Below are 24,578 nucleotides of genomic sequence, written 5' to 3' on the forward strand. Positions count from 1 at the left end.
GCGGCAGCCTGCGGTGGGGTGGGAGGGGTGCGGTGGGCGGGAGGAGGGGGCGCAGACCGGCGGCTTCCAGGACGCGGACGGCGGCGCGGCCGACCTCCGGGGAGAGGTGGTTGGTGAAGGTGTCGGGCCAGAGGATGACCACCGGGCGGTCGCCGTCCGGCTTCACGGGGTACGACCGGCGGCGGCGCCACCACCACTGCCGGAACGTCTCCCCCGCCAGCTCCGGGAGCGGGCGCTCCGGCGCGATCCCGGCGAGGCGCTTGGCGATGGCGGCGAGCGGGGTGCGGGCCAGGGCGTTGACCAGCGGGGCGGCGGGGGCGGCGGCGCGCAGCCAGCGCGGCAGGCGGCCGAGGGCGTAGTGGGCGGCGGGGCGGAGCCGGCCCGCGTAGTGGTGGTGCAGGAACTCCGCCTTGTAGGTGGCCATATCGACGCCTACGGGGCAGTCGCTGCGGCAGCCCTTGCAGGAGAGGCAGAGGTCGAGCGCGTCGCGCACCTCCGGGGAGCGCCAGCCGTCGGTGACCACCTCGCCCGCCAGCATCTCGTGCAGCAACCGGGCCCGGCCGCGGGTGGAGTGCCGCTCCTCGCCGGTGGCCCGGAAGGACGGGCACATGACGTCGGCCGCGCCCGGACCCATCGATTCCGTACGGCACTTGGCGACACCGACGCAGCGGCGCACAGCGGCGGAGAAGTCCCCGCCGTCGTGCGGATACCCGAACTCGACCGGGACCGGGCCCTTGGGCAGCGGGGCGAAGCGGAGGTTGTCGTCGAGGCGGTGCGGACGGACCAGCATGCCGGGATTCAGGCCCGCGGCCGGATCCCAGAGGTCCTTGAACCGGCCGAAGAGGCCGACCAGTTCACCGCCGTACATCTTCGGGAGGAGCTCGGCGCGGGCCTGGCCGTCGCCGTGCTCCCCGGAGAGCGAGCCGCCGTGCGCCACCACCAGGGCGGCCAGGTCCGTGGAGAACTCCCGGAAGCGGCGGATACCGGGCGGGGTGAGCAGGTCGAAGTCGATCCGGACGTGGATGCAGCCGTCGCCGAAGTGGCCGTACGGGGTGCCGCGCAGGCCGTGCTGGGCGAGCAGGGCGCGGAAGTCGCGCAGATACGGGCCGAGCCGGGCGGGTGGCACGGCGCAGTCCTCCCAGCCCGGCCACGCCTCCGTACCGTCCGGCATCCGGGTCGCCGTACCGGACGCGTCCTCGCGGATCCGCCACAGGGCGCGCTGCCCGGCCGGGTCGGTGACGAGGAGGTGGCCGGTGGCGCCGTCCCCGGTGGCCGCTCGGCACAGCTCACGGGCCCGGGCCGCGGCCTCCGCCGGGCTCGCGCCGCCCGTCTCGGCGAAGAGCCAGGCGCCGCCCTCGGGCAGCCCGCCGGCGCCCGCGCCCACCAGGTCGGTGGCCATGCCCTCGATGGTGAGCGGGGCGTGTGGGAGGAGGGTGTGCGCGGCCTCGGCGGCGGCGCTCTCGTCCGGATACGCGAGGACGGCGAGCGCGCGGGCGGCGGGCGCCCGGACGAGGCGGACGGTGGCCTCGGTGAGGACGCCGAGGGTGCCCTCGCTGCCGGTGAGGGCCCGGGCGAGGTCGGTGCCGGCCTCGGGGAGCAGGGCGTCCAGGGCGTAACCGGAGATACGGCGCGGGAGGCCGGCCGGATAGCCGGTGCGCAGCAGCGCCAACTCGCCGTCCACCAGGGCCTTGACGCCCTCCCGGAGGCGCGGTGGCAGGCCGGTGGGGAAACCCTCCCGGTCGGTGCCGCGGCCGGCCGTGACGCGCTCGCCGCCGTACGTCAGAAGCTCCAGGGTGCGGACGTTGTCGGCGGTGGTGCCCCAGGCCACGGAGTGGGCGCCGCAGGAGTTGTTGCCGATCATGCCGCCGAGGGTGCAGCGGCTGTGGGTGGACGGGTCGGGGCCGAACGTCAGGCCGTGCGGGGCGGCCGCGGCCCGGAGGTCGTCCAGGATGACGCCGGGCTGGACGACGGCGGTGCGGGCCTCCGGGTCGAGGGAGACGATCCGGCGCATATGGCGGGTGAAGTCCAGGACGACGCCGGTGCCGGTGGCCTGGCCGGCGATGCTGGTGCCGGCGCCGCGCGGGAGGACCGGGACGCCCCGGGCGCGGCACACCCGGAGCGCCGCGGCGACGTCCTCGGCGTCCCGGGGCGCGACCACCGCGTCCGGCACGCGGCGGTAGTTCGACGCGTCCATGGTCATCAGCGCGCGGTCCGCCGCGGCGGACGAGACCTCGCCCCGTATCGCGGCGGCCAGTTCGCGCGCCAGATCGCGGCGCCGCGCCGCGTCCGCCCCGCCGCCGTTCCGCTCGTCCGTCTCCCTGCGATCAGCCATGCCTCAAGCGTGCCCCCGCGGGGTGGGGGCACGGCAAGGGCTGTGGATAACGGTGTGTTGGCGGCGCGGAGACGGGCCGGGACGAGGCCGCGGGTGCGGCCTGGGCGGGGACTCGGCCTACGACCCGGGCGCGCCCTATGCCCCCGACGCGTCGTACGACCGGGACTCGTCAGGACCGGCACTCGTCGGGACCTGGGCTCGCCAGGACCGGCACTCGTCAACACCGGCACTCGTCAGGACCGGCCCCCGTCGTACGGATGGAACCGGAAGACGTTCTCCGGGTCGTGGGCGGCCTTCAGGGCGGTGTGGTGGTGCCATGCCTCCGGGGCGTGGGTGCTGCGGGCCACCTCGGCGGCGTCCGGCCGGTCGCGGTGCTCGCCGAAGAGGAAGTTGACGCTCCGGCCGATCCGCCAGGGGGCGACCTCGGCGAGGGCCGCCGCGTGCACCGCCCGCGCGGCCGCCAGGTCGCCCTCCGGGTCGTCGGCGCCCAGCGGCGACAGCACGCGCAGCAGGAACCGCGCGTCCCGGTGGCCGACCCCGCCGGCCCCCGCCCCGCTGCCGCCGTCCGGCCCGGTGGCCAGCGCGCCACCCAGGTGGTTGAGCTGGACCACCACCATCACCGGGGACGCCGGGCCGGTGAGCGCCGCCACCTGGCGCAGCGCCGCCGCGTCCACCCCGCTGAGCAGGGCGTTGTCGCCGTTGTAGGCGTGCGGGTCGGCGGGGTCGCGGTGGATGGTGTGGGCCTCGGTGTACGGCATCTCGCGCAGGTCGTCGCTGACCACCGGGCCGACCGCGCGCAGCGGCGCCACCAGGCGCGCGCCCTCCTCGGCGTCCCCGGTGAACGCGATCCGGATCTGGAGCAGATGGCGGCCGCGCAAGGGCGCGGGGAGCTGCGGCAGATCGGGGTAGACGATCAGCGCGAGGGAGGAGGTCAGGGTGTCCGGGACGGTCTCGGTCCAGCGCAGGTACGCCGCCAGCGCGTCGTCGATCTGCCCGGCGCCGAAGACCAGTTGGCCCCCGTAGAGCCGGGCCACCGGCATCAGGCCGAACTCCATCCCGGTGACGACCCCGAGGCCGTGCCCGCCGCCCAGCAGCCCCCGGAAGAGCGCGGGGTCGGAGTCGGCGGTGACCCGCACCTGCCGCGCGTCCGCGGTGACGAGATCGATGGCCCTGACGTGGTCGGCGGCGAACCCGTAGGTGCGGGCCAGCACCCCCACCCCGCCCCCGAGGGTGTACGAGACCACGCCGACCCCGGGGGCGGAGCCGTTGAGCGGGGCGAGCCCATAGGGGGCGGCGGCCTCGATGACCTGGCTCCAGACGGCGCCCGCGGCCACCCGCGCCGTACGGGTCGCGGGGTCCACGGTGACCTGGGACATCCGCCGGGTGCTGATCAGCAGGCCGCCGTCGGTGGCGGCGGACAGGCCGTGGCCGGTGACCTGGACCGCGACCGGCAGCCGGTGCGCGCGGGCGAAGGCCACCGCGGCGGCCACGTCGTCGGCGTCCGCGACACCGGCGATGACCGCGGGGCGGTGCCGGTAGCCGGCCTGGAAGCCGGAGCGTTCGGCGTCGTAGCCCGCGTCGCCGGGGCGGAACACCGGCCCGTGGAGCCGCCGGGCGAGCCCGTCGAGGGCCTCGGGGGTCAGAGGGGCGTCAGGTGCGTCAGGTGCGAGGGGCGCGGCAAGGGGGCCGGAGGCATCGATCGTCGTCATGGGCTGCACTCTGGGGCCATAACCTGACACCCGCCGTCATATTTGGACCGGCCCCGGCGATGACGTATCCGGACCGGCCCCGGCGGCCTCTCCGGACCGACCCCGGCGTCACGGCGTCCCGTCCCTGCTGGACCGACCCCGGCGCCATACGGGGTCCGACCCCGGCGGGACAGCCCTCGGCGCCATACGAGGACAGCCCCGCCCTGCCGCCGCCCCATCGGGCGACCGGTATAAACCCCGTTGTGAAGGCCGACCGTCTGCTCTCGATCCTGCTGCTCCTCCAGACCCGCGGCCGGGTCCCGGCGAGCGAACTGGCCACCCGTCTGGAGGTCTCCACCCGCACCGTCTACCGGGACGTCGAGGCGCTGTCGGCGGCCGGGGTGCCGGTCTACGCCGAGCGCGGGCGGTACGGCGGGATCGCGCTGCTGCCCGGCTTCCGCACCGACGTGACGGGGCTGACCGCCGACGAGGCCCGGGCGCTGTTCGTACTGGCCGCGCAGGGCGCCCATGAGGCGCTCGGCCTGGACGACGCGCTGGGGTCGGCGCTGCGGAAGGTGATGGCGGCGCTGCCCGCCCCGCACCGCCCGGCCGCCGAACTGACCGGCCGCCGCATCCTGGTGGACCCCGACCGCTGGCTCGGCGGCCCCCGCCCGGCGGTGGACCTCGACGCGCTGCACACCGCCGTCCTCACCGACCGGCGGCTGCGGATCCGCTACCGGCACAGCGGCCGCACCGAGCCGCGTACCTACACCGTCGACCCTTACGGGCTGGTCGCCAAGGCCGGCGTCTGGTACCTGGTCGCGGACCGGCGCGGCCGGCCGCAGCTCTTCCGGGCCGACCGGGTCGCCCGGGCGCGGCTCACCGACGCGCCCGTACAGCGGCGGCCGGGCGCCGAACTGGCGGAGGTCTGGGCCGAGCTGCGGCGGCAGGTGGAGGAGCGCCCGGCACCCGTACGCGTCACCGCCCGCATCCGCCGCGACCGGCTGGACCTGGCCGTCCGGATCCTGGGCCCGGCCCTGCTCGCCCCGCCCCGGCCGGAGGACCAGGAGGGCGCGCAGGATGACGAACCGGCCGGCGGCGACGCCCCGCCCGGCGCCTGGGCCGTCCTGGAGATCGGCTATCCGGTGCTCTCCGCCGTGCGCCAGCTGCTCCAGTTCGGCGACTCGCTGGAGGTGCTGGACCCGCCGGAGGCCCGCCGCGTACTGGCCGGCTCCGCCGCCGCGCTCACCACCCTCTACGCCGCCGACGCCCCGTAGGCACACCCGTACGGCGGCCCTCACCGACCCCACGGCCCCCTGAGAGCCGCCCCCGGGAACGAGTCGCCCCAAAGGACCCCGTCCACACTCCGACCACCCCCCATCTCACCCGCTGGACGCCCCCTCCGGCCCCCGGCCGACCCTTTAGGCTTCCCCTCGTGGCTGATATCGAGATCCCCGCTGACATCAAGCCCGCCGACGGACGCTTCGGCGCGGGCCCCTCCAAGGTGCGTACGGAGGCGCTCGACGCGCTGGCCGCCACCGGTACCTCCCTGCTCGGCACCTCCCACCGCCAGGCCCCGGTCAAGAACCTGGTCGGCTCGGTGCGGCAGGGCGTGCGCGACCTCTTCCAGCTCCCCGAGGGCTACGAGGTCGTCCTCGGCAACGGCGGTTCCACCGCGTTCTGGGACGTGGCGACGCACGGTCTGATCGAGAACAAGTCGCAGCACCTCTCCTTCGGTGAGTTCTCCTCGAAGTTCGCCAAGGCCGCCAAGCTGGCCCCGTGGCTGGCCGAGCCCACCGTGATCTCCAGCGACCCGGGCACCCACCCGGAGCCGGCCGCCGAGCAGGGCGTGGACGTCTACGCCTTCACCCACAACGAGACCTCCACCGGTGTCGCCGCCCCGATCCAGCGGGTGGCCGGCGCCGACGAGGGCGCGCTGGTGCTCGTCGACGCCACCTCCGGCGCCGGCGGCCTCCCCGTGGACATCGCCCAGACCGACGTCTACTACTTCGCGCCGCAGAAGTCCTTCGCCTCCGACGGCGGTCTGTGGCTCGGCGTCTTCTCGCCGGCCGCCCTGGAGCGGGCCCGCGCGATCCACGCGTCCGGCCGCCACATCCCGGAGTTCTTCTCGCTGCCCACGGCGATCGACAACTCCCTCAAGAACCAGACGTACAACACCCCCTCCCTCGCCACGCTCTTCCTGCTCAACGAGCAGCTGGAGTGGATCAACGGCCAGGGCGGCCTGGACTGGGCGGTCAGCCGCACCGCCGCCTCCTCGCACGCCCTCTACGGCTGGGCCGAGGACTCCAAGTACGCCACCCCGTTCGTCACCGACCCGGCCAAGCGCTCGCAGGTCATCGGCACGATCGACTTCAGCGACGACATCGACGCGGCCGCCGTCGCCAAGACGCTGCGCGCCAACGGCATCGTCGACACCGAGCCGTACCGCAAGCTGGGCCGCAACCAGCTCCGCATCGCGATGTTCCCGGCGATCGACCCGGCGGACGTCGAGGCGCTGACGGCCTGCATCGACTACGTCGTCGGCAAGCTGTAGCGGCCGGCGCGCCGCGGCGCGCACCGCACCGACGCACGGGCCCCGGCAGCGAGCACCCGCCGGGGCCCGTCCGCGTAACCGGGCCCGTCCGTGACCGGGCCGCTTCGCGCCTCGGAGTGCCTACCGCCCGAACCACACCTCCCGGAGGTTGAAGCAGCCGCGCGAGGTCCGGCGGACGCGGAACACGGAGACCCGCCGGGCCTCGAAGCCCTCGCCGGGGCGGTGCAGCCCGAGAGCGACCGTGCCGAGCGCGCCGTACTCACGCTCGCACGGCTCGCCGTCCGGCTCGAAGCCCGCCTCGGCCGCCGTCTCCCGGTCGGCGCCCATCGCGCGCAGCACCTCGTCCGGGTCGCCGCGGTACACCCAGCCCTCGTCGCCGTCGCAATCCCACCCGCCGGCGAACAGATGCTCCCCGGTGGGCAGGACCACCTCGTGCTCCAGGTAGGAGTTTCCGTAGTCCAGGCTGACCGAGCCGACGAGGCGGGCCTGCGGGTGCCGCGCGCGGAGCTCGGCGATCTCGTTCGACATCGCGTCGGAGAGCAGGTCACTGCCGAGCGCCGGATCGAATATCTGGACCAGACCACCCCAGCAGCCGACCGCTATCAGATCGAGGTCGGCACGCACCTCGGGGCTCGGTATGTCCCACACCGAGCTCGCCGGAAGCTCCTCCAGCACCTCCTCAACGGTGCTCAGCTGCTCCGCGAACGCACGCGCGCGCACCGGATCGAGCGGCGGCAGGGCCGGGCGGACGGTCCCGGCCGCATCGGGAAACGGCGGGAAAAGCAGCGACAGCGTGATATCGGCCCCGCGCCACAGCGCCACCTCTTCCTGCGGATCGCCCTCGCACTCATGAACTTCCGTGCCAGTCATATACGCACCGTAACTCCCGCCACTGACAACGCCGTTCGGCCCGGGACCGCCCCATGGACCAACGGCCGGGGCGGCGACCCCGGGCCGGCGCCTCACCGGCCGAGGCGCTGGAAGCGGCGGACCGCCAGCGGCAGGAACACCGCGGTGAGCACGGCCAGATCGACCGCCGCGTGCAGCAGATCGGCCACGCCCCGCCCGGTGACCACCGCCGACGGCGCCATGGGCAGCGACATGCCGGGCAAGGCCGAACTCCTCGGCCTGATGCTGGATTCGGTGGCCGCGCTCCCGGTGGACGGTCTGCCCGAGCCCGGCCCGGAGACCGGCTGGCGGCCCGCCCTGGAAGCCGTGGCGCACGCCAGCTGGCGGCTGCACCTGGAGCACCCCTGGCTCCTCCAGGTCGACCAGGGCCGCCCGCTGCTCGGCCCGAACGCCCTGGACTGCTGGAGTACCGGCAACCCGCCCTCACGCAAGCCATGCTGAGCGGGCGGTATCCGGCGCTCGCCGGGCTGGACGAGGACGTCTTCGGCGGGGTGTCCGGGGACGGCGGCGCCAACCCGGTCTTCGCCCTGGGGCTGGCGGCCCTGCTGGACGGTTTCGCGGCGGTCATCGCGGCCCGCGCGGCCGCGTCCCCCGCGCCCCCGCCCCGGGGGACGCGCCCCGAACCGCCGCCACCCGGGGCGACGCACCGCGCCGCAACGTGACGAAAAGGGGCGGATACGGCTTTTATGGAGGGCATGAGGATCCCTCCCAGCCCCGGACTCGCCCCCTTCGACCGGCAGGGGACGATCCTGCTGACCACGTACAAGAGGGACGGCACCGGTGTCGGCACCCCGGTGAACATCGCGGTGGACGGCGACCACGCCTACATCCGGACCTTCGGCAGCGCCGGGAAGGTCAAGCGGATGCGGAACTTCCCGGAGGTGGAGTTCTGCGCCTCCACCTGGCGCGGCCGGCCGACCGGGCCGCCGGTCCGGGCGCGGGCCCGGCTGCTGAACCCGGCCACCCGGGAGAACCGGCGCGCCGAACGGTCACTGACCCGCAAGTACCCGCTGATCCACGGGCTGGTGTCGCCGCTCCTGCACCGGCTGCGGCGGGAGCCGACGCTCCACTACGAGCTGCGGCTGATCGAGGACGGGATCGAGGAGGAGCCGCCGGCGTAGCCGGAGAACGCCGGGCCCCCTGGCCGCCCGCTACCCGGCCCCTAGCCGCGCTTGCGGCGGAACAGCGCCCGCCAGGCCAGGAGCAGGGCCGCCGCCCCGGCCAGGACCAGGGCGCCCTTGCCGTAGCTGACGGTGGTGCCGCCGCCTCCGCTCCCGCCCCCGGACGGCCGGTCGCCGGACCCGCCGTCGTCCCGGCGGGCCGTGTCCGGGAGCTGCTCCCCGTTCAGCGCCACCGGCTCGACCTGGCTGCCGCGCCCCTCCGACCCGTACATCAGGGTCCGGCCATCGGCGGTGAAGGTCACCGACTCGCCCTGGCGCTGGAGCGGGACCGGTACCGCGCCGAGGTCCTCGGGGCGGCCGTCGCGCCAGCGGTAGAGCCGGGCGCCGAAGTAGCCGCGCAGCACCAGCCGGGTGCCGTCCGGCGAGAACGCGCCGTCGGTCACCCACAGGTCCACCGGGGCGACCTTGCGGAAGGTGTTGCTCCCGGTGGTGGTCAGCCGGGCCGGGCCCTCGTAGAGCGCCGCCCCGCCGCCCTGCTTCTTACTGGCGAGGTAGACCCGGCCGGTCCCCGGATGCACCATCAGCGCCTCGGCGTCCCGGGGTCCGTCTGCGTACCGCACGGTGAACTGCTCGGCGGTGACGGTCGCGTCGCGCAGCACCTCCGGCTCCGGGAAGCGGTAGATCCAGACGTGGTCCCAGCTGCCGCCGAGGTTGTCGCCGATATCGCCGACGTAGATCCGGCCGTCCGGGCCGAGCGCGATGGCCTCCACATCGCGGGGCGCGCCGATACCGCGCAGGGTGATCGTGGCGACCGTGCGGCCGGTGGCGGAGTCCACCGCGTAGACATATGGGCCGTCGTCGCTGTCGTTGTGGGTCCAGTAGACGCCGGGGTGGGCGCGGCTGGCGGCCAGACCGCTGGACTCGGTGATCCGCGGGTCGGTGACGGTGAACGCGCCGGGTTCCGCGGCGGCGGCCGGTGCGCCCGCCGCGACCGGCAGCACCAGCGCGGCCGCCGCCACCATCGCCGCCCCGGGGCGCGGGAGCCACCGTCGCGGACGCGGAGCACGCGGCACGGCGAGCACGGGTACGGCGGGTACGGCTGCGGCTACGGGCACGGGCTCGGCGGCGGGCATGGCGCACAGCCTGCCACGGCGGGCGGCCGGGCGGGGCCGCGTGGCCAGCGTCACGTACCCGGCGGTAGCGTTGTCGGCCATCATGGCCGGATGAGGATCATGTTCGTCGGGGACTCCATGACGATCGGCAGCTCCGGCGACTACACCTGGCGCTACCGCATGTGGCGGCACCTCGCCACCACCGGCTCCGGGCCGTTCCGCATCGTCGGGCCGCGCCGCACGCTCCACGACCCGGCCGCCGACGCGCCCGTCTCGCTCGACTACGCCGACCCCGCCTTCCCCGAGAAGGCGCGCTGCCACCTGGCGGGCTGGGGCGAGGGCTGGCTGCACATGGCGCCGCTGATCGAGGACGCGGTGCGGGAGCACCGGGCCGACACCCTGCTGGTCTCGCTCGGCCTGATCGACCTCGGCTTCTACACCGACCCGGAGCAGACCGCCGGGAACGTCCGGGAATTCGTGGCCCGGGCGCGGGCCGCCGATCCGCACGTCCGGATGGCGGTGATGCCCGTCATCGCCAATATCCGGGCGCTCGCCGACCCGGATTTCGGCGCGCAGTGCGCCCACTTCAACGAGTTGCTGGCGAAGGCCGTCGCCGACCTCTCCACGCCCGCCTCACCGCTCCTGCTCGCCTCCGAGCCGGCCGGCTGGGACATCGACCGGGCCACCTACGACGGCACCCACCCCTCCGAGCACGGCGAACACCTCCTCGCCGCCGCCTTCGCCGACGCGCTCCACCAGGGGTGGGACGTGGGCGGGCCGTACGCGCGCTGAGGCGGCGCGGGGCGCGCGCCCAGGGGTCAGCGGAGGGCGGCGGCCACGACGACGACGATCAGCAGGACGGCGAGCAGACCGGACATGATCCGGTTACGGGTCTTGGGATCCACCCGTCGAGCGTAACCGGGGCGGAATCGGGGCCCGCACCGACCCGGCCCACGGACGGTGGTCCCCGGCCGGGACCGGCGCGCGGCGGCTCAGCCGGTCAGCGGCCAGCGGGCCAGCGCCTCGTAGCGCGGGCGGCTGCCCGGGACGCCGGGCGGCGGCGGGTGGCTGCGCATCAGGGCGAAGTCGGTCACCGTCCAGGGGGTGCCGGTGAAATCGGCGAGGGCGGCGGCGTACGGGACGAGGTCGAGCCGGCCGGTGCGTTTGCGGGCGAGGGTGAGGTGCGGGGTGTACGGGCGGTGCTCGCCCATGGCCAGGCCCGCGCGGCGGCCGGCGGCCTCGGCGGCGTCCGCGAGGTGGCGCATGGCGGGCCGGTCGCCGTCCGCCCCGGCCCAGACGACCCGGTCGCCGAACCGGCCGCCGCCGGCGATCCGCAGCTCGTACGCGGCGCGGCGGTGCGCGGCGCGGGCCAGCCGCTCCTGGAGGCCGGGCAGCGCCTCCTCGGGCACCTCGCCGTAGAAGGCGAGGGTGAAGTGCCAGTCGTCCGGGCCGGTCCAGCGGAGCTGGTCGGCGCCGGGCAGCCGCCGCAACTCCCCCACCTGCTCGGCGAGTTGGCCGAGCGGGCGGGTCGGGGGCAGCACCGCGGCGAAGAGTCTCATGGGGCCAGTGTCGCCCCGGCGCGCCGCCGGGCGACCGCCGGACACCCGGCCGCGCGCCCGCCGGACCGCTACGCCGCGGCCGCCAGCTCCTTCTCCCGCGCCTCGCCCGGCGCCCCGCCGGACGCCCGCGGTACGAACGCCACATGCCGGTGGCCGGGCCGCAGATCGACCTTCAGGCGCAGGCCGCCGGACCGGGCCAGGGCCAGGCCGACCAGGGCCGCGGCCGCCGCGGAGACCACCCCGCCGGCCAGGAAGCCGATCCGGGGCCCGTAGGCGTCGGTGACCCAGCCGACGACCGGCGCGCCGAGCGGCGTACCGCCCATGAAGACCATCATGAACAGGCTCATCACCCGGCCGCGCATCGCCGGGTCGGTGGCCATCTGGACGCTGGAGTTGGCGGTGACGTTGATCGTCAGGCCGACCATGCCGATCGGGGCGAGCAGCGCCGCGAAGACCCAGAAGCCGGGCGCCAGCGCCGCCACGCACTCCAGCAGGCCGAAGACCAGCGCCGCGCCGACCAGCATCCGCAGCCGGGAGCTCGCCCGGCGGGCGGCGAGCAGCGCGCCGATCAGCGAACCGGCCGCCATCAGGCCGTTGAACAGCGAGTACGTCCCGGCCCCGGCGTGGAAGACCTTGTAGGTGAAGGCGGTCAGCCAGATCGGGAAGTTGAAGCCGAAGGTGCCGATGAAGCCGACCAGCACGATCGGCCAGATCAGCTCGGGGTGGCGGCGGACGTAGTCCAGGCCCTCCCGCAGCTGGCCCTTGCTGCGCGGGACGCGGTCGACCTTGTGCAGCTCGGCGGTCCGCATCATCAGCAGGCCGGTGATCGGCGCGAGGAACGACAGTCCGTTGAAGAGGAACGCCCAGCCGCTGCCGAAGGCGGTGATCAGCACACCGGCGACGGCCGGGCCGATCAGCCGGGCGGACTGGAAGTTCGCGGAGTTCAGGCTGACGGCGTTGCGCAGATCGCGCTGGCCGACCATCTCGGAGACGAACGCCTGCCGGGCCGGGTTGTCGACGACGGTGACGAGGCCGAGCAGGAACGCGCCGGCGTAGACGTGCCAGACCTGGACCTGGCCGGTGAGGGTCAGGCCGGCCAGCGCGACGCCGATCAGGCCCATCGCGGCCTGGGTGCACAGCAGCAGCCGGCGCTTGGCGAAGCGGTCGGTGAGGACCCCGCCGTAGAGGCCGAAGAGCAGCATCGGCAGGAACTGCAGGGCGGTGGTGATGCCGACCGCGCCGGAGGAGCCGGTGAGGCTGAGCACCAGCCAGTCCTGGGCGATGCGCTGCATCCAGGTGCCGGTGTTGGAGACGACCTGGCCGGTGGCGAAGAGCCGGTAGTTGCGGATGCGGAGGGAGCTGAACATGCCCGTGCGCGGGGCGGCGGCCCGGTCGGTGGGGGTGCCGGCCGCCGTGGCCCCGGCGGCGGCCGGGCCGGTGGGGTCGCGGTCAGGGGTGGGGTCGGATTGCGGTGCGGGGGCGGAGTGTGCTCCGGATCCCGTACTCAACGGGCTTCGCCTCCTCGGCGGGGTGTCTGTCTACAGCTGTGCGAGTTTCTCCAGTACGGGCGCGGCGGCCCGGACCTTGGCCCATTCGTCCTCGTCCAGCCCGGAGGCCAGCTCGGCGAGCCAGGTGTTGCGCTTGCGGCGGCTCTCCTCGAGCATCGCCTCGGCCTGCTCGGTCTGGGTGACGACCTTCTGCCGGCGGTCCTCGGGGTGGGCTTCGAGCCGGACCAGGCCCTTGGCCTCCAGCATCGCCACGATGCGGGTCATCGACGGCGGCTGGACGTGCTCCTTGCGGGCCAGCTCACCGGGGGTGGCCCGGCCGCACCGGGCGAGGGTGCCGAGCACCGACATCTCGGTGGGGCTCAGCGACTCGTCCACCCGCTGGTGCTTCAGGCGGCGCGAGAGGCGCATCACGGCGGACCGAAGGGAATTCACGGCGTCAGCGTCGGCGCCGTTGGACAGTTCCGGCATGGTCGTTAGCGTAGCTCATTAGCCTATCTAAGTAAAGCGAGGCGGTCGCTGCCCTGGAGGGAGGCCCCGCTCGTCACCCGTATGAGTGAGGACGGAGCGGAAAACGACACATCCGACCGCGCCGGGCGGGGACCTTTGTCCGTATGGGATCGAGAGTGCTCAGCCTGCGCGTCGACGGGGAGCTGCTGGAGCGCCTTCGGCAGCATGCCGCGAAACGCGGAATGAGCGTCCAGGACTATGTGGTCCGGACGCTCATCCGCGAGGACTTCGATGAACGGTTGTCGACGTCGGTCGAGAAGACCGAGCGGCTGGGCGGCTGGGGGCCCGCCGCCAGCCGCTCCTGACCGCCCGGCTACTTCACGCCGAGGATCTGCTCGATCGGGTTGAGCAGGAAGTAGACCAGGAAGCAGACCCCGACCGCGTTCAGCAGCCAGGGGATCTCCTTGAAGCGGCCGGTGACGGTCCGCAGCAGGATGTACGCCAGGACGCCCATGCCGATGCCGTTGGTGATGCTGTAGGTGAACGGCATCGCGACCAGGGTCAGGAAGGCCGGGACGGCGACGGTGAAGTCGCTCCAGTCGATGTCCCGGACGTTCGCCGCCATGATCAGGAAGCCGACGACCAGCAGGGCGGGCGTGGCGGCCTGCGAGGGCACGACGGTGGCCAGCGGCGTGAAGATCAGCGCGAGCAGGAAGAGCCCGCCGGTGACGAGGTTGGCCAGGCCCGTGCGGGCGCCCTCGCCGACGCCGGCGGTGGACTCCACGAAGCAGGTGTTGGCCGACGCGGAGCCGAAGCCGCCGCCGGCCACCGCGATGCCGTCGGCCATCAGGATGCGGCCCATGTTGGGGAGGTTGCCGGTCTCGTTGTCCAGCAGCCCGGCCTCCTCGCCGACGCCGATGATGGTGCCCATCGCGTCGAAGAAGCCGGACAGCAGCACGGTGAAGACGAACAGGCAGCCGGTGAGCACGCCGACTTCCCTGAAGCCGCCGAAGAGGCTGATGTGGCCGATCAGCCCGAAGTCGGGCGCCCCGACGATCTTGTGCGGGACGTTCGGCACGGCCAGGCCCCAGGACGCGTCCGGGATGTCGGCCACCGCGTTGATGATGACCGCGACGACGGCCATGGTGACCATGCCGATCAGGATCGCGCCCTTGGTCTTCCGGACGGTCAGCACGAACATCAGCGCCAGGCCGAGCACGAAGACCAGCACCGGCCAGCCCTTGAGCTGGCCGCCCTGGCCCAGGCTGAGCGGGACGGTGGTGTGCGCGGCGTCCGGGTTGCGGCTGACGAAGCCCGCGTCGACCAGGCCGACCAGCGAGATGAACAGGCCGATACCGATCGCGATGGCGCGCCGCAGGCCGTTGGGGATGGCGTCCATCACCCGCTGCCGGAGTCCGGAGGCGACCAGGATCATCAGCACCAGGCCGGCCAGTACCACCATGCCCATCGCGTCCGGCCAGCTCATCTTGGGGGCGAGCTGGAGCGAGACCACGGCGTTGATGCCCAGGCCGGCCGCGATGGCGATCGGGACGTTGCCCATCAGGCCCATGAGGACGGTGCCCAGACCGGCCATCAGGGCGGTGGCGGTGACCAGCTGGCCGTTGTCCAGATGGTGACCGTATTTGTCGACACCGGCGCCGAGGATGATCGGGTTCAGCACGACGATGTACGCCATGGCGAAGAACGTGGCCAGACCGCCGCGCAGCTCCCGGCTGACCGTGGAGCCCCGCTCGGAGATCTTGAAGAAGCGGTCGAGGGCGTTCCTGGGGGGCTGCGGGCCAGGGCTTTTCACGGTGTCGACCGGCGAAGGGGTCGAGGGCGACATGCGGGACCTCAGTCGTACGGGCCGGGGCAGGCGCGGCCCGTAGGCCGGGAACACGCACAGGCGGCGGGACGGCAACCAAATGACCTGGAACAGCATGGAGGGATCAGATTGGAGGAATCAACGATCCGAACCGGTCAGTTCCAGAAAGGTTCAGTATGAATAAACAATTCGTTGATCGCTATCTCCGCGCGTAGACACCCGCTGGCCAGCCGCGCGGGCGTCCCTGCCGGGCCGCGTCCCGCACCGCCCCGGGTCCGGACCGGCGCCGCCCCCGGCCCCCGTAAGCTGACACCCATGTGGAAGAAGTCCGAACTGCGGGCGGCCCCGCCGCCGCTCGAAGGTCCCGTCGTCGGCACGATCACCGGCGGCACCGCCCTCTGGTTCGTGCTCTTCCTCGTCCAGCTGCCCTTCTACGGCTGGTACGCCGACCACGGCCACACGTGGTTCCTGTGGACCTGCCTGGCCGGCGGCGGACTCGGCCTGGTCGGCGTCTGGTACGTGCGCCGGCGGGACGCCGCGATCAAGCGCGCGGCGGCCGCGGCGGCGACCGGGACGCCCGCGCCCGACCCGTCCTGACGCCGGGCCCCGCCTGACGCCGGGACCGTCTGTCGCCCCGGCCGCCCGCCGGCGGGTGAACCGGGCATTCCCCCCGTAACGTCGAGGACATGACGGACCCGGCGCGAACGGAAGTCGAGGAACCGGAGCCCGGCGGACGGTCCCCCGGCGGCACCGCCCCGGAGCCCGCGCACCGCGGACTGACCTCCGCCGAGGTCGCCGAACGGGTGGCCCGCGGCGAGGTCAACGACGTCCCGGTGCGGTCCTCCCGCTCGGTCGCGGAGATCGTCCGCGCCAACGTCTTCACCCGCTTCAACGCCATCATCGGCGTGCTCTTCGTGATCATCCTGATCGTCGGCCCGATCCAGGACGGCCTGTTCGGCTTCGTCATCCTCGCCAACACCGGCATCGGCATCATCCAGGAGCTGCGCGCCAAGAAGACCCTGGACAGCCTGGCGGTGGTCGGCGAGGCCCGGCCGACGGTGCGCCGCGACGGGACGGCCACCGAGATCCCCACCTCCGAGGTGGTCCTCGGCGACGTGCTGGAGCTGGGCCCCGGCGGCAAGGTCATCGTCGACGGCGAGGTGGTGGAGTCGGACGGCCTGGAGGTCGACGAGTCGCTGCTGACCGGCGAGGCGGACCCGGTGGTGAAGAAGCCCGGCGACCGGATGATGTCCGGCAGCTTCGCCGTCGCGGGCGGCGGCGCGTTCACCGCGACGAAGGTCGGCCGGGAGGCGTACGCGGCGCGGCTCGCCGAGGAGGCCAGCCGCTTCACCCTGGTCGACTCCGAACTCCGCACCGGCATCAGCCGGATCCTCAAGTACGTGACGTGGATGATGGTCCCGACCGCGCTCGGCCTGATCTGCAGCCATCTGCTGACCCTGGGGCTGCCCGCCGACGCCGCGGTGCGCCGGATGGTCGCCGGGATCGTGCCCATGATCCCGGAGGGGCTGGTGCTGCTGACCTCGGTCGCGTTCGCCATCGGTGTCGTACGGCTGGGCCGCAAGCAGTGCCTGGTGCAGGAGCTGCCCGCGATCGAGGGGCTGGCCCGGGTGGACGTGGTGTGCCTGGACAAGACCGGGACGCTCACCGAGGGCGGGATGGACCTCGGCGAGGTGCGGGCGCTCGACGGGGGCGACCCGGCGCGCACCAAGGAGGTACTGGGCGCGTTCGGGGCGTCCGATCCGCGCCCGAACGCCTCCCTGAAGGCCGTCGCCGACGCCTGCCCGCCGCCGGACGGCTGGCGCTGCACCGGCACCCTGCCGTTCTCCTCGGCGCGCAAGTACAGCGGCGCGGCCTTCGAGGAGCCCGGCGGGGAGCGCTCGGGCTGGCTGCTCGGCGCCCCCGACGTGCTGCTGGCGGACGGGGATCCGGCGCTGGCCGAGACCGGGCGGCTGAACGCGCGGGGCCTGCGGGTGCTGCTGCTGGCCCGGGCCGCACGGCCGCTGGACCACCCCGACGTCGCCCGCGAGGTGGTGCCGGCCGCGCTGGTCGTCCTGGAGCAGCGGCTGCGCCCGGACGCCTCCGACACCCTGCGCTACTTCGCCGAGCAGGGCGTCCAGGCCAAGGTGATCTCCGGTGACAACGCGGTGTCGGTGGGCGCGGTCGCCGGGAAGCTGGGGCTGCCCGGTGCGGACGACCCGGTGGACGCCCGGGAGCTGCCGCACGGCGACGCGGACGCGATGGCCCGCGCCATCGAGCGCGGCGCGGTCTTCGGGCGGGTCACCCCGCAGCAGAAGCGGGAGATGGTCGGCGCGCTCCAGTCCCGGGGCCACCATGTCGCGATGACCGGCGACGGCGTCAACGACGTGCTGGCGCTCAAGGACGCCGACATCGGGGTGGCGATGGGCGCCGGATCGGCGGCGACCCGGGCGGTGGCCCAGATCGTGCTGCTGAACAACAGCTTCGCCACCCTGCCGTCGGTGGTCGCCGAGGGCCGCCGGGTAATCGGCAACATCACCCGGGTCGCCACCCTCTTCCTCACCAAGACCGTCTACTCGGTGCTGCTGGCGGTCCTGGTCGCCTGCTGGCAGATCCCCTACCCGTATCTGCCGCGCCATCTGACGCTGCTGTCGACGCTGACCATCGGCGTCCCGGCGTTCTTCCTCGCGCTGGCGCCCAACAAGGAGCGCGCCCGTCCCCACTTCGTCCGCCGGGTGATGCGGTACGCCGTGCCGTCCGGCCTGATCACCGGCCTCGCCGCGTTCGCCACGTACCTGCTGGCGCGGGCGCACTACACCGGTCCGGACGCGCTGCCCGCGCAAACCAGCGCCGCCACCCTGACCCTCTTCCTGACCGCCCTGTGGGTGCTGGCGATCATCGCCCGGCCGTACACCTGGTGGCGGATCGCGCTGGTGCTGGCGATGGCGGTGGGCTTCCTGATCGTCCTGGCCACGCCGTGGCTCCAGCGCTTCTTCGACCTGCGGCTGGTGGGGACGGTGATGCCGTGGGCGGCGGTGGCGGTCGCGGCGGTGGCGGCCGTACTGCTGGAGGTGGCGTGGCGGTGGGTGGGACGGCGGTTTCCGGCGTGAGGGGGCGGCCGGTGCGGGTCGCGGGCTGCGGCCGGCCCCCGGCCCCGGCCCGGCTCAGGCCGCCGTGGGCCGGCGGAGCACCTCGATGACGCTGGCGTAGCTGTCGGAGCCGTGGCCGGCCGCGGCGGTGCGCTCCATCAGGCCCTTGAGGAGTTCGGCAGCGCGGTGTCCAGTCCGCGCGCCGCGGCGGCGTGCAGCAGATGTCCAGTGGCTGCTCAACCAGCGGCTGGCGCGCGCCCAGGCGCTGCTGGAGTCCACCGGCCTGCCGATCGAGAAGGTGGCCGAGCTGAGCGGTCTGGGCACCGCCAACAACCTCCGCCACCACTTCCTGCGCCACCTCGGCGTCACGCCCGGGGACTACCGACGCGCCTTCCCCGGTCACTGAACCGTTACCGGCGGTCTTGATAACGGCCCGCGCAAGCGGTGATCTTGGGTGCGGGCGGTTCGCGCCGCGCGGTCGCCGCCCCTACCCCACCTGAGGAGAGTCGTGCCCGTGAACCGAGAAGCGCCGGACATCCTGTCACCGGAATTCGCCGCCGACCCCTACCCGGTCTACCGCGTCCTGCGCGACGACTTCCCGCTGCTGTACCACGAGGCCACCCGCAGCTACCTCGTCTCGCGCTACGAGGACGTCGAACGGGCCTTCAAGGACCCGGTGTTCAGCACCGACAACTACGACTGGCAGCTGGAGCCGGTGCACGGCCGCACCATCCTCCAGATGAGCGGCCGGGAGCATGCCGTCCGCCGGGCCCTGGTCGCCCCGGCGTTCCGCGGCAACGCCCTGGAGGAGTCGTTCCGGCCGGTGATCGAGCGCAATTCGCGGGAGCTGATCGAGGCGTTCCGCGGCCGGGGCGGCGCCGATCTGGTCGCGGAGTACGCCACCCGCTTCCCGGTCAACGTCATCGCCGACATGCTGGGCCTGGACCGGGCCGACCACGACCGCTTCCACCGCTGGTACACCGCGATCATCGGCTTCCTGGGCAACCTCTCCCAGGACCCGGAGGTGGCCGCGGCCGGACTGCGCACCCGCGACGAGTTCGCCGCGTATCTGCTGCCGATCATCCGCGAGCGCCGGGAGAACCCCGGTGACGACCTGCTGTCGGCGCTGTGCGCCGCGGAGATCGACGGCACCCGGATGACCGACGAGGACGTCAAGGCGTTCTGCAGCCTGCTGCTGACCGCGGGCGGGGAGACCACCGACAAGGCGATATCGAGCCTGGTGCACAACCTGCTGCGCCACCCGGAGCAGCTGGCCGAGGTACGCGCCGATCCCTCGCTGATCGCGCCGGCGTTCGCGGAGACGCTGCGGTACACCCCGCCGGTGCACATGATCATGCGGCAGGCGGCGGAGGACGTGGAGATCGGCGGCGGCCTCGTACCCAAGGGCGCCACGGTCACCTGCCTGATCGGCGCGGCCGGGCGGGACGAGCGGCGCTACGCCGAACCGGACCGCTTCGACATCCACCGGGCCGACCTCTCGGCGGCCACCGCGTTCTCGGCGGCCGCCGACCATCTGGCGTTCGCGCTCGGCCGGCACTTCTGCGTCGGCGCGCTGCTGGCGAAGGCGGAGGTCGAGGTGGGGGTGGCGCATCTGCTGGAGGCGCTGCCGGACCTGTCCCTGGCGCCGGGCGCGGAGCCGCGCGAACTGGGGCTGTTCACCCGGGGGCTGGACGCGCTGCCGGTGCGGTTCGGACCGGCGGCGGACTAGCGGCCGCCGCGCGAACGCGACGGTGCCGGGCGATGTTTCACGTGAAACACCGTCCGGCACCACAGCGTCGCGTTCGGTGATGTTTCACGTGAAACACCGCGCACGGCCGACCACTTGGCGATGGTTCACGTGAAACACGCATCGGCACCGGCCAGTTGCGGACGGTGAGCCGCCCGCGGTCCTCAGCCGGACAGTCCGCCGCCGGCGCCCACGGCCGGGATCGGGGTGTAGGTGGGCGTGAACTCCACCGGCAGGCTGACCAGTCCGCGCATCCACAGCGACGGGTGCCAGGCCAGTTCCGCGTCCGGCACCGCCAGCATCACGTCGGGCAGCCGGTCCAGCAGCACCTCCACGGCGGCCTTGGCGATCACCTCGGCGATCTCCGGGGCCGGGTAGGGGCAGGCGTGTTCGCCGTGGCTGAAGGACATATGGGCCTGGTTGCCGTCCGAGCCCGCGTCGGTGAAGTCCGGGCGTACCTGCGGGTCGCTGTTGGCCGCGGCCAGGCCCAGGATCAGCAGATCGCCGGTGCGGATCCGGCGGCCGCCGAGCTGGGTGTCGCGCACCGCCCAACGGCCGATGAAGTTCTGCGTCGGGGTGTCGTGCCACAGCACCTCGTTGAGGGCCTGCCCGACGCTGCGCCGGCCGCCGGTGAGGCTGAGCGCGAAGCGGTCGTCGGTCAGCATCAGCCGCAGGGTGTTGCCGATCCAGTTGGCGGTCGGCTGCTGGGCGGCGGCCATCACCACCAGCAGATCGATGACCACCTCCTCCTCGGCCAGCCCGGCCGGGTGGGCCAGCAGCCGGGACGGCACATCGGCGCCCGGCCGCTCCCGCTTGGCCTTGACCAGCCGCGCCATCCGCTCGGCGACCCGCTGGTGGGCGGCGATGGCGCCCTCGTCCTCGTTCAGCGACGCGGCGATATCGGCGGCGAGTTCGGGCACCTCGGTGTGCGGGAAGCCGAACAGCTCGGCGATGACCAGCAGCGGGAGCCGGGCGGCGTACCGCGCCATCAGGTCCGCCTCACCGGAGCCGGCGAACGCGTCGATCAGCCCGTCCGCCAGCCGCTCGCAGATCTGCCGCAGCTCGAACTGGTCGATCGCGGTGAGCGCGTCGCTGATCGCGCCGGCCCGGCGGCGGTGCTCGGGGCCCTCGGCGAACATCACCGACGGCTGGTAGCCGACGAACGGCAGCAGCGGCCACCCCTCGGGGATCCGCTCCCAGGCGTGCCAGCGCCGCGAGTCCCGGGCGAACAGCTCGGGGTTGCTGGTGACCTGGTGGAGTTCGCGGTAGCCCATGACGAACCAGCCGGGGATGTCGCCGTCCAGCAGGATCGGCGCGACCGCGCCGTGGCGGGCGCGCATCTCGCGGTACAGCCGGGCCGGGTCGCCGCTCAGACCGGCGCCGTAGAGCGGCACGGCCTCCGTACCGCCGGGACCGGCCGCCCCGGCCCCGAAGGGGCAGCCGCCGGCGGTGGGGTGCTGCTGCTCGGTCACGGTGCGGTCTCCGCGGTCTCCTGGACGGGTACGGCGTCCCGGGTGGACAGGTCGTAGAGGTGGTTGACCAGGGCGATCAGCACAGCCTTGCTGGACTCCCGGTCGCGGGCGTCGCAGGCGACCAGCGGCACCTCCGGCGAGAGGTCCAGCGCCTCGCGGATCTGCGTGAGGGTGTGCCGGTCGCCGCCGAAGTCGTTGTGCGCGACGATGAACGGCATCCCGTGCGCCTCCAGCCGGTCGATGGCGTACCAGGAGCCGTCCACCCGGCGGGTGTCGACGAGCACCACGGCGCCCAGGGTGCCGGAGAACAGCCGGTCCCACAGGAACCAGAAGCGCTCCTGGCCGGGCGCGCCGAAGAGGTACAGCACCGCGCTGTCGTTGATGGTGATCCGGCCGAAGTCGAAGGCGACGGTGGTGGTCGTCTTGCCCTCGACGCCGGTCGGGTCGTCGACGCCGACCCCGGCGCGGGTCATCGTCTCCTCGGTGTTCAGCGGCCGGATCTCGCTCACCGAGCGGACCATGGTGGTCTTGCCGACGCCGAAGCCGCCGACGATCACGATCTTCAGGCCGTTGTCGGCGGTGGCGCTCAGCGGGGAGCGGTCGGCATCGGTGCCGGCGGCACCGGCCGGATCCGCGCTCTCAGAGGCGGTGGAGTGCATCGAGCACCTCCTTCAGCAGGTCGGCATCGGGGAGTTGGGCGGTCGCGGCGACGCGCGGGTGCCGGGCGGTGACCTGGCCGCGGTCGAGCAGGTCGGACAGCAGGATCCGGACCACGCTGACCGGCATCCGCAGCTCCGCCGAGATCTCCACCACGGCCGTCGGACGCCGGCACAGGGTCAGGATCCGGGCATGCTCGGACTGCATGCCCGGCGTCGGGTCGGATTCGCTGACGATGAGGGTCACCAGGTCCAGCACCCGGTCGTCGGCGGCGCGGCTGCGGCCGCCGGTCACCGTGTACAGCCGGTCCGGATCGTCGTCAGGACCGAGCCGCTTCATGCGGATTGCCCGCTCTCACCACGCGGGGCGGCCTGGAGGTACTCGCCGATCTGCTCCACCAGCTCGTTCATGTTGAAGCCGATCAGGCCGACGTCGGCGTCCTCGACGGCGATCAGCGCCAGATGCGCGCCGTTGCCCGCCTCGACGATGAACAGCACCCCGCCGTGGAACTCCGTCATCGCCTGCCGGACGCCGCCGGTGCCGTCGCCGAACTCCACGGACGCGCCGTGCGACAGGCTCTGGATGCCCGAGGCGATGGCGGCCAGCTGGTCGGCCTGGTCGACGGTGAGGTCCTTGGAGTGGCAGAGCTTCAGCCCGTCCCGGGACAGGACCAGCGCGTGCCGGGCTCCCGGGGTTTTCTGGAGCAGGTTCTCCAGCATCCAGTCGAGGCTGTGGTCGGTGGTGTTCATCGGGTCTCGTCCTCCGGAGGTGCTGGAGAGGGTGCGGGGGGTGGAGCGGGGGTGCCGCTGCCGCGGGGGCGGCCGGCGTCGTCCGGGCCGCCTTTGCCCTGGACGGCCCGGCGGAAGGCGCGGAACCGGGCCGCGGACTCCTCCCGGGAGCGGGCGGGCCGGGGCGCCGCGTCGCGGGCCGGCGTACGGCCGCCGGCCGGGCCGGTGCCCATGGGCGCGCCGGCCAGCGTCTGGCCGCGGCGGCGCTTGGGCAGGCCGCTCTCGCCGATCTCGGGGGCGGGGGCCGGCTCGGGGGCGGGACCAGGGGCGTCGGCGGCGTCGGCGGACGCGGGGCCGGACGCGGGCGCGTCGGCGGCGGGGGCGTCGTCGGCGGAGGCCCCGGGCCGGGGCGCGCGCCGCGGCAGGGGCGCCAGGTCACCGGCCGCGGGCGCCTGCGGGGCCGGCCCGGCGTCGGGGGCCCGGCGCGGCGCGGGGACGGCGGGACGGGTGGCGGACACCGGGCGGGCGGCGGGCGCGGGCCGGCCGGCCACCGGCGGCTCCGCGTCCGCCCGGCCCGGCCGCCGCGCCTCGGTCACCAGCTGCTGCGGGATCAGTACGACGACGCCCGTACCGCCGCGCGCCGACGGCCGGAAGGAGACGTTCAGACCGTGCTTGCGGGCCAGGCAGCCGACGACCGCGAGGCCCAGCCGGGTCCCGGACAGCGACATCAGGTCCAGGGTGTCGGCGGAGACCGTCTCCTGGGCGCGCTGCAGCGCGGCCTCGCCCATCACCAGCCCGCTGTCCTCGACGCTGACCACCACACCGGCCTGCGCCTCCTCCACGTACACGTGCACCGGCGACGACGGCGGGGAGAACGAGGCGGCGTTGTCCATGATCTCGGCCAGCGCGTGCATGATGCCCTCGGCCGCGTGTCCTGCGATCGCGACCTCGCTGCTGTGGTGCAGCTGGATCCGGCGGTAGGCGCTGATCCGGCCCATCGCGCCGCGCAGGATGGACTCCATGGCGATCGGCTTGTTCCAGCGGCGGCCGGAGCGGGCGCCGGTCAGTACCGCGATGCTGTCCGCCAGCCGGCCGGCCTGGGCGGTCGTGTGGTCCAGCTTCAGCAGGTCGCCCAGGACCTCCTCGCCGTGGCGGTTCTCCATCTCGCGCAGATCGGCGAGCATGCCGGTGGCGAGCGCCTGCACCCGGCCCGCGGCGTTGGCGCACGCGGACATCGCCGCGGCCCGCATCCGCTCACCGCGCCCGACCTCCTCGGCGACCGTCCGCAGGATCCGCTGGTGCGCCGCGGCCCGCGGCAGGGCGATCCGGTCCAGCGCGGTGTCCGCCGACGCGCCCTCGCGCACCAGGGCGACCAGTGCGGGCAGCGTCTCGTCCGCCAGCCGCTCGGCCTCGGCCCGGATGTCGGCGATCCGCGCCCGGTGGTGCCGGACCAGCCGCGCCTGGAAGACGGCGGTGGCCAGTGCCGCACCGATCAGCACCGCACCGGCGCCGGCGCTCCACGCGACCGGCGTCCGGGCCGCCTCGGGCAGCAGCGCGACGAGCCAGACACCCAGTCCGCCGGTCACCACGAGGGCGGCCGCCAGGGTACGCAGTGCGGCGCCCAGCGGCGTGGGCGCCGCCCGGCGGGAGGATATCCGTGGTGGCATCAAACAGGTCCTCGGGTGCGATGGCGGCGGCCGGACGGCTGGCGGGCGGACCGCGGAACGGGCCCGGGGCATCGGGGTGCCGAGCCTCGGCGGGCGCCGTCCACGACGGGTTACGGGTGCGACGAGCAGGTGAGCGAAGATCGCCCTGGCACTCTAGCCGGTCGCG

At 74.1% G+C, this 24,578-nt stretch carries 24 protein-coding genes and 1 pseudogene; 11 read left to right on the forward strand and 14 right to left on the reverse strand.

All coding sequences use genetic code 11. The features are described from left to right. On the reverse strand, positions 1 to 2,332 hold a 2,332-nt coding region (locus ADL22_RS22430), incomplete at its 3' end, for an FAD-binding and (Fe-S)-binding domain-containing protein (RefSeq protein ID WP_066982644.1). 233 nt (positions 2,333 to 2,565) lie between these two features. After that, positions 2,566 to 4,041, reverse strand: a complete 1,476-nt coding sequence (locus tag ADL22_RS22435) for an FAD-binding oxidoreductase (RefSeq protein WP_066982646.1) — start codon at positions 4,039 to 4,041, stop codon at positions 2,566 to 2,568. A 242-nt stretch (positions 4,042 to 4,283) separates the two neighbouring features. Here ADL22_RS22435 and ADL22_RS22440 point away from each other — a divergent pair, with 242 nt between their 5' ends. Both ADL22_RS22440 and serC read left to right on the forward strand, forming a co-directional pair. Next, positions 4,284 to 5,297, forward strand: coding sequence for a helix-turn-helix transcriptional regulator (locus tag ADL22_RS22440; RefSeq protein ID WP_066982649.1), 1,014 nt, complete (start codon positions 4,284 to 4,286; stop codon positions 5,295 to 5,297). Positions 5,298 to 5,455: 158 nt separating this feature from the next. Next, on the forward strand, positions 5,456 to 6,574 hold the full coding sequence (gene serC / locus ADL22_RS22445) for a phosphoserine transaminase (protein ID WP_066982652.1): 1,119 nt from the start codon (positions 5,456 to 5,458) through the stop codon (positions 6,572 to 6,574). A gap of 120 nt (positions 6,575 to 6,694) precedes the next feature. On the opposite strand, the gene ADL22_RS22450 is transcribed toward serC, so the two are convergent. Then, positions 6,695 to 7,444 (reverse strand): DUF6333 family protein, encoded by a 750-nt coding sequence (locus ADL22_RS22450; protein WP_159048711.1) that lies wholly within the window; start codon positions 7,442 to 7,444, stop codon positions 6,695 to 6,697. A 198-nt stretch (positions 7,445 to 7,642) separates the two neighbouring features. Between ADL22_RS22450 and ADL22_RS22455 the strand changes: the two genes are divergently transcribed. Genes ADL22_RS22455 through ADL22_RS22465 form a run of 3 tightly spaced genes read left to right on the forward strand, consistent with a single transcriptional unit; the run spans position 7,643 to position 8,604 of the window. Further along, positions 7,643 to 7,924, forward strand: coding sequence for a TetR/AcrR family transcriptional regulator C-terminal domain-containing protein (locus tag ADL22_RS22455; RefSeq protein ID WP_079064342.1), 282 nt, complete (start codon positions 7,643 to 7,645; stop codon positions 7,922 to 7,924). Beyond that, a complete protein-coding gene (locus tag ADL22_RS35480; protein ID WP_066982660.1) occupies positions 7,918 to 8,145 on the forward strand; it encodes a hypothetical protein in 228 nt (75 codons plus the stop codon). The genes ADL22_RS22455 and ADL22_RS35480 overlap by 7 nt, the downstream gene beginning before the upstream one ends. Before the next feature lie 33 nt (positions 8,146 to 8,178). Beyond that, positions 8,179 to 8,604 carry a PPOX class F420-dependent oxidoreductase gene (locus ADL22_RS22465; protein ID WP_066982663.1) on the forward strand — a complete coding sequence of 142 codons (426 nt, stop codon included), beginning with the start codon at positions 8,179 to 8,181 and terminating at the stop codon, positions 8,602 to 8,604. Between the two features lie 41 nt (positions 8,605 to 8,645). On the opposite strand, the gene ADL22_RS22470 is transcribed toward ADL22_RS22465, so the two are convergent. After that, a complete protein-coding gene (locus tag ADL22_RS22470; RefSeq protein WP_066982667.1) occupies positions 8,646 to 9,626 on the reverse strand; it encodes a hypothetical protein in 981 nt (326 codons plus the stop codon). Between the two features lie 210 nt (positions 9,627 to 9,836). Here ADL22_RS22470 and ADL22_RS22475 point away from each other — a divergent pair, with 210 nt between their 5' ends. Continuing rightward, positions 9,837 to 10,508, forward strand: a complete 672-nt coding sequence (locus tag ADL22_RS22475) for a GDSL-type esterase/lipase family protein (protein WP_066982670.1) — start codon at positions 9,837 to 9,839, stop codon at positions 10,506 to 10,508. Positions 10,509 to 10,708: 200 nt separating this feature from the next. On the opposite strand, the gene thpR is transcribed toward ADL22_RS22475, so the two are convergent. From thpR to ADL22_RS22490, 3 genes are all read right to left on the reverse strand, one after another. Then, on the reverse strand, positions 10,709 to 11,275 hold the full coding sequence (gene thpR, locus ADL22_RS22480; RefSeq protein WP_066982674.1) for an RNA 2',3'-cyclic phosphodiesterase: 567 nt from the start codon (positions 11,273 to 11,275) through the stop codon (positions 10,709 to 10,711). 68 nt (positions 11,276 to 11,343) lie between these two features. Next, positions 11,344 to 12,783 carry an MFS transporter gene (locus ADL22_RS22485; protein WP_066982677.1) on the reverse strand — a complete coding sequence of 480 codons (1,440 nt, stop codon included), beginning with the start codon at positions 12,781 to 12,783 and terminating at the stop codon, positions 11,344 to 11,346. 30 nt (positions 12,784 to 12,813) lie between these two features. Then, positions 12,814 to 13,251 carry a MarR family winged helix-turn-helix transcriptional regulator gene (locus ADL22_RS22490; RefSeq protein ID WP_066982680.1) on the reverse strand — a complete coding sequence of 146 codons (438 nt, stop codon included), beginning with the start codon at positions 13,249 to 13,251 and terminating at the stop codon, positions 12,814 to 12,816. A gap of 143 nt (positions 13,252 to 13,394) precedes the next feature. On the opposite strand from ADL22_RS22490, the gene ADL22_RS22495 reads away from it, so the two are divergent. Then, on the forward strand, positions 13,395 to 13,595 hold the full coding sequence (locus ADL22_RS22495) for a ribbon-helix-helix protein, CopG family (protein ID WP_079064343.1): 201 nt from the start codon (positions 13,395 to 13,397) through the stop codon (positions 13,593 to 13,595). Between the two features lie 8 nt (positions 13,596 to 13,603). Here ADL22_RS22495 and ADL22_RS22500 read toward each other — a convergent pair whose 3' ends face one another. After that, positions 13,604 to 15,076, reverse strand: coding sequence for an NCS2 family permease (locus ADL22_RS22500; protein WP_066982686.1), 1,473 nt, complete (start codon positions 15,074 to 15,076; stop codon positions 13,604 to 13,606). Positions 15,077 to 15,370: 294 nt separating this feature from the next. Here ADL22_RS22500 and ADL22_RS22505 point away from each other — a divergent pair, with 294 nt between their 5' ends. Next, positions 15,371 to 15,652, forward strand: coding sequence for a DUF2530 domain-containing protein (locus ADL22_RS22505; protein WP_066982689.1), 282 nt, complete (start codon positions 15,371 to 15,373; stop codon positions 15,650 to 15,652). 89 nt (positions 15,653 to 15,741) lie between these two features. Further along, positions 15,742 to 18,162, forward strand: a complete 2,421-nt coding sequence (locus ADL22_RS22510) for a cation-translocating P-type ATPase (protein ID WP_066982692.1) — start codon at positions 15,742 to 15,744, stop codon at positions 18,160 to 18,162. Between the two features lie 54 nt (positions 18,163 to 18,216). On the opposite strand, the gene ADL22_RS36365 is transcribed toward ADL22_RS22510, so the two are convergent. Continuing rightward, positions 18,217 to 18,420 (reverse strand): hypothetical protein, encoded by a 204-nt coding sequence (locus ADL22_RS36365; RefSeq protein ID WP_420711587.1) that lies wholly within the window; start codon positions 18,418 to 18,420, stop codon positions 18,217 to 18,219. Here ADL22_RS36365 and ADL22_RS34130 point away from each other — a divergent pair. Next, positions 18,365 to 18,547 (forward strand): annotated as a pseudogene (locus ADL22_RS34130) (helix-turn-helix domain-containing protein); the annotation flags it as partial. The gene ADL22_RS36365 and the pseudogene ADL22_RS34130 sit on opposite strands and share 56 nt — an antisense overlap. A 108-nt stretch (positions 18,548 to 18,655) precedes the next feature. Then, complete coding sequence (locus tag ADL22_RS22515) at positions 18,656 to 19,870, forward strand: cytochrome P450 (RefSeq protein ID WP_066982695.1); 1,215 nt, start codon at positions 18,656 to 18,658, stop codon at positions 19,868 to 19,870. A gap of 182 nt (positions 19,871 to 20,052) precedes the next feature. Here the strand turns inward: ADL22_RS22515 and ADL22_RS22520 are convergent, their stop codons facing one another. Genes ADL22_RS22520 through ADL22_RS22540 form a run of 5 tightly spaced genes read right to left on the reverse strand, consistent with a single transcriptional unit; the run spans position 20,053 to position 24,412 of the window. Further along, a complete protein-coding gene (locus tag ADL22_RS22520; protein WP_066982698.1) occupies positions 20,053 to 21,360 on the reverse strand; it encodes a cytochrome P450 in 1,308 nt (435 codons plus the stop codon). Next, entirely contained in the window at positions 21,357 to 22,019 is a 663-nt protein-coding gene (locus ADL22_RS22525; protein WP_066982701.1) for a GTP-binding protein, read from the reverse strand. Before ADL22_RS22525 ends, ADL22_RS22520 begins: the two co-directional genes overlap by 4 nt. Then, complete coding sequence (locus tag ADL22_RS22530) at positions 22,000 to 22,356, reverse strand: DUF742 domain-containing protein (protein ID WP_066982703.1); 357 nt, start codon at positions 22,354 to 22,356, stop codon at positions 22,000 to 22,002. The genes ADL22_RS22525 and ADL22_RS22530 overlap by 20 nt, the downstream gene beginning before the upstream one ends. Continuing rightward, positions 22,353 to 22,766 carry a roadblock/LC7 domain-containing protein gene (locus ADL22_RS22535; protein ID WP_066982707.1) on the reverse strand — a complete coding sequence of 138 codons (414 nt, stop codon included), beginning with the start codon at positions 22,764 to 22,766 and terminating at the stop codon, positions 22,353 to 22,355. The genes ADL22_RS22530 and ADL22_RS22535 overlap by 4 nt, the downstream gene beginning before the upstream one ends. Beyond that, positions 22,763 to 24,412: a sensor histidine kinase gene (locus ADL22_RS22540; RefSeq protein ID WP_066982710.1), complete on the reverse strand. Its 1,650-nt coding sequence runs from the start codon at positions 24,410 to 24,412 to the stop codon at positions 22,763 to 22,765. Before ADL22_RS22540 ends, ADL22_RS22535 begins: the two co-directional genes overlap by 4 nt. Positions 24,413 to 24,578: the final 166 nt, after the last annotated feature.

This window comes from Streptomyces sp. NRRL F-4489 (assembly GCF_001509485.1).
Classification (GTDB): Bacteria; Actinomycetota; Actinomycetes; order Streptomycetales; family Streptomycetaceae; genus Streptomyces.

What these genes read in the sequence shown, in the direction of transcription:
- ADL22_RS22470 (WP_066982667.1), bottom strand. Translation starts at nt 9,626, where the DNA reads ATGGTGGCGGCGGCCGCGCTGGTGCTGCCGGTCGCGGCGGGCGCACCG.
- ADL22_RS22465 (WP_066982663.1), top strand. Translation starts at nt 8,179, where the DNA reads ATGAGGATCCCTCCCAGCCCCGGACTCGCCCCCTTCGACCGGCAGGGG.
- ADL22_RS22500 (WP_066982686.1), bottom strand. Translation starts at nt 15,076, where the DNA reads ATGTCGCCCTCGACCCCTTCGCCGGTCGACACCGTGAAAAGCCCTGGC.
- thpR (WP_066982674.1), bottom strand. Translation starts at nt 11,275, where the DNA reads ATGAGACTCTTCGCCGCGGTGCTGCCCCCGACCCGCCCGCTCGGCCAA.
- ADL22_RS22510 (WP_066982692.1), top strand. Translation starts at nt 15,742, where the DNA reads ATGACGGACCCGGCGCGAACGGAAGTCGAGGAACCGGAGCCCGGCGGA.
- ADL22_RS22475 (WP_066982670.1), top strand. Translation starts at nt 9,837, where the DNA reads ATGTTCGTCGGGGACTCCATGACGATCGGCAGCTCCGGCGACTACACC.
- ADL22_RS22495 (WP_079064343.1), top strand. Translation starts at nt 13,395, where the DNA reads ATGGGATCGAGAGTGCTCAGCCTGCGCGTCGACGGGGAGCTGCTGGAG.
- ADL22_RS22525 (WP_066982701.1), bottom strand. Translation starts at nt 22,019, where the DNA reads ATGCACTCCACCGCCTCTGAGAGCGCGGATCCGGCCGGTGCCGCCGGC.
- ADL22_RS22435 (WP_066982646.1), bottom strand. Translation starts at nt 4,041, where the DNA reads ATGACGACGATCGATGCCTCCGGCCCCCTTGCCGCGCCCCTCGCACCT.
- ADL22_RS22535 (WP_066982707.1), bottom strand. Translation starts at nt 22,766, where the DNA reads ATGAACACCACCGACCACAGCCTCGACTGGATGCTGGAGAACCTGCTC.
- ADL22_RS35480 (WP_066982660.1), top strand. Translation starts at nt 7,918, where the DNA reads ATGCTGAGCGGGCGGTATCCGGCGCTCGCCGGGCTGGACGAGGACGTC.
- ADL22_RS22490 (WP_066982680.1), bottom strand. Translation starts at nt 13,251, where the DNA reads ATGCCGGAACTGTCCAACGGCGCCGACGCTGACGCCGTGAATTCCCTT.
- ADL22_RS22530 (WP_066982703.1), bottom strand. Translation starts at nt 22,356, where the DNA reads ATGAAGCGGCTCGGTCCTGACGACGATCCGGACCGGCTGTACACGGTG.
- ADL22_RS22540 (WP_066982710.1), bottom strand. Translation starts at nt 24,412, where the DNA reads ATGCCACCACGGATATCCTCCCGCCGGGCGGCGCCCACGCCGCTGGGC.
- ADL22_RS22505 (WP_066982689.1), top strand. Translation starts at nt 15,371, where the DNA reads ATGTGGAAGAAGTCCGAACTGCGGGCGGCCCCGCCGCCGCTCGAAGGT.
- ADL22_RS22450 (WP_159048711.1), bottom strand. Translation starts at nt 7,444, where the DNA reads ATGACTGGCACGGAAGTTCATGAGTGCGAGGGCGATCCGCAGGAAGAG.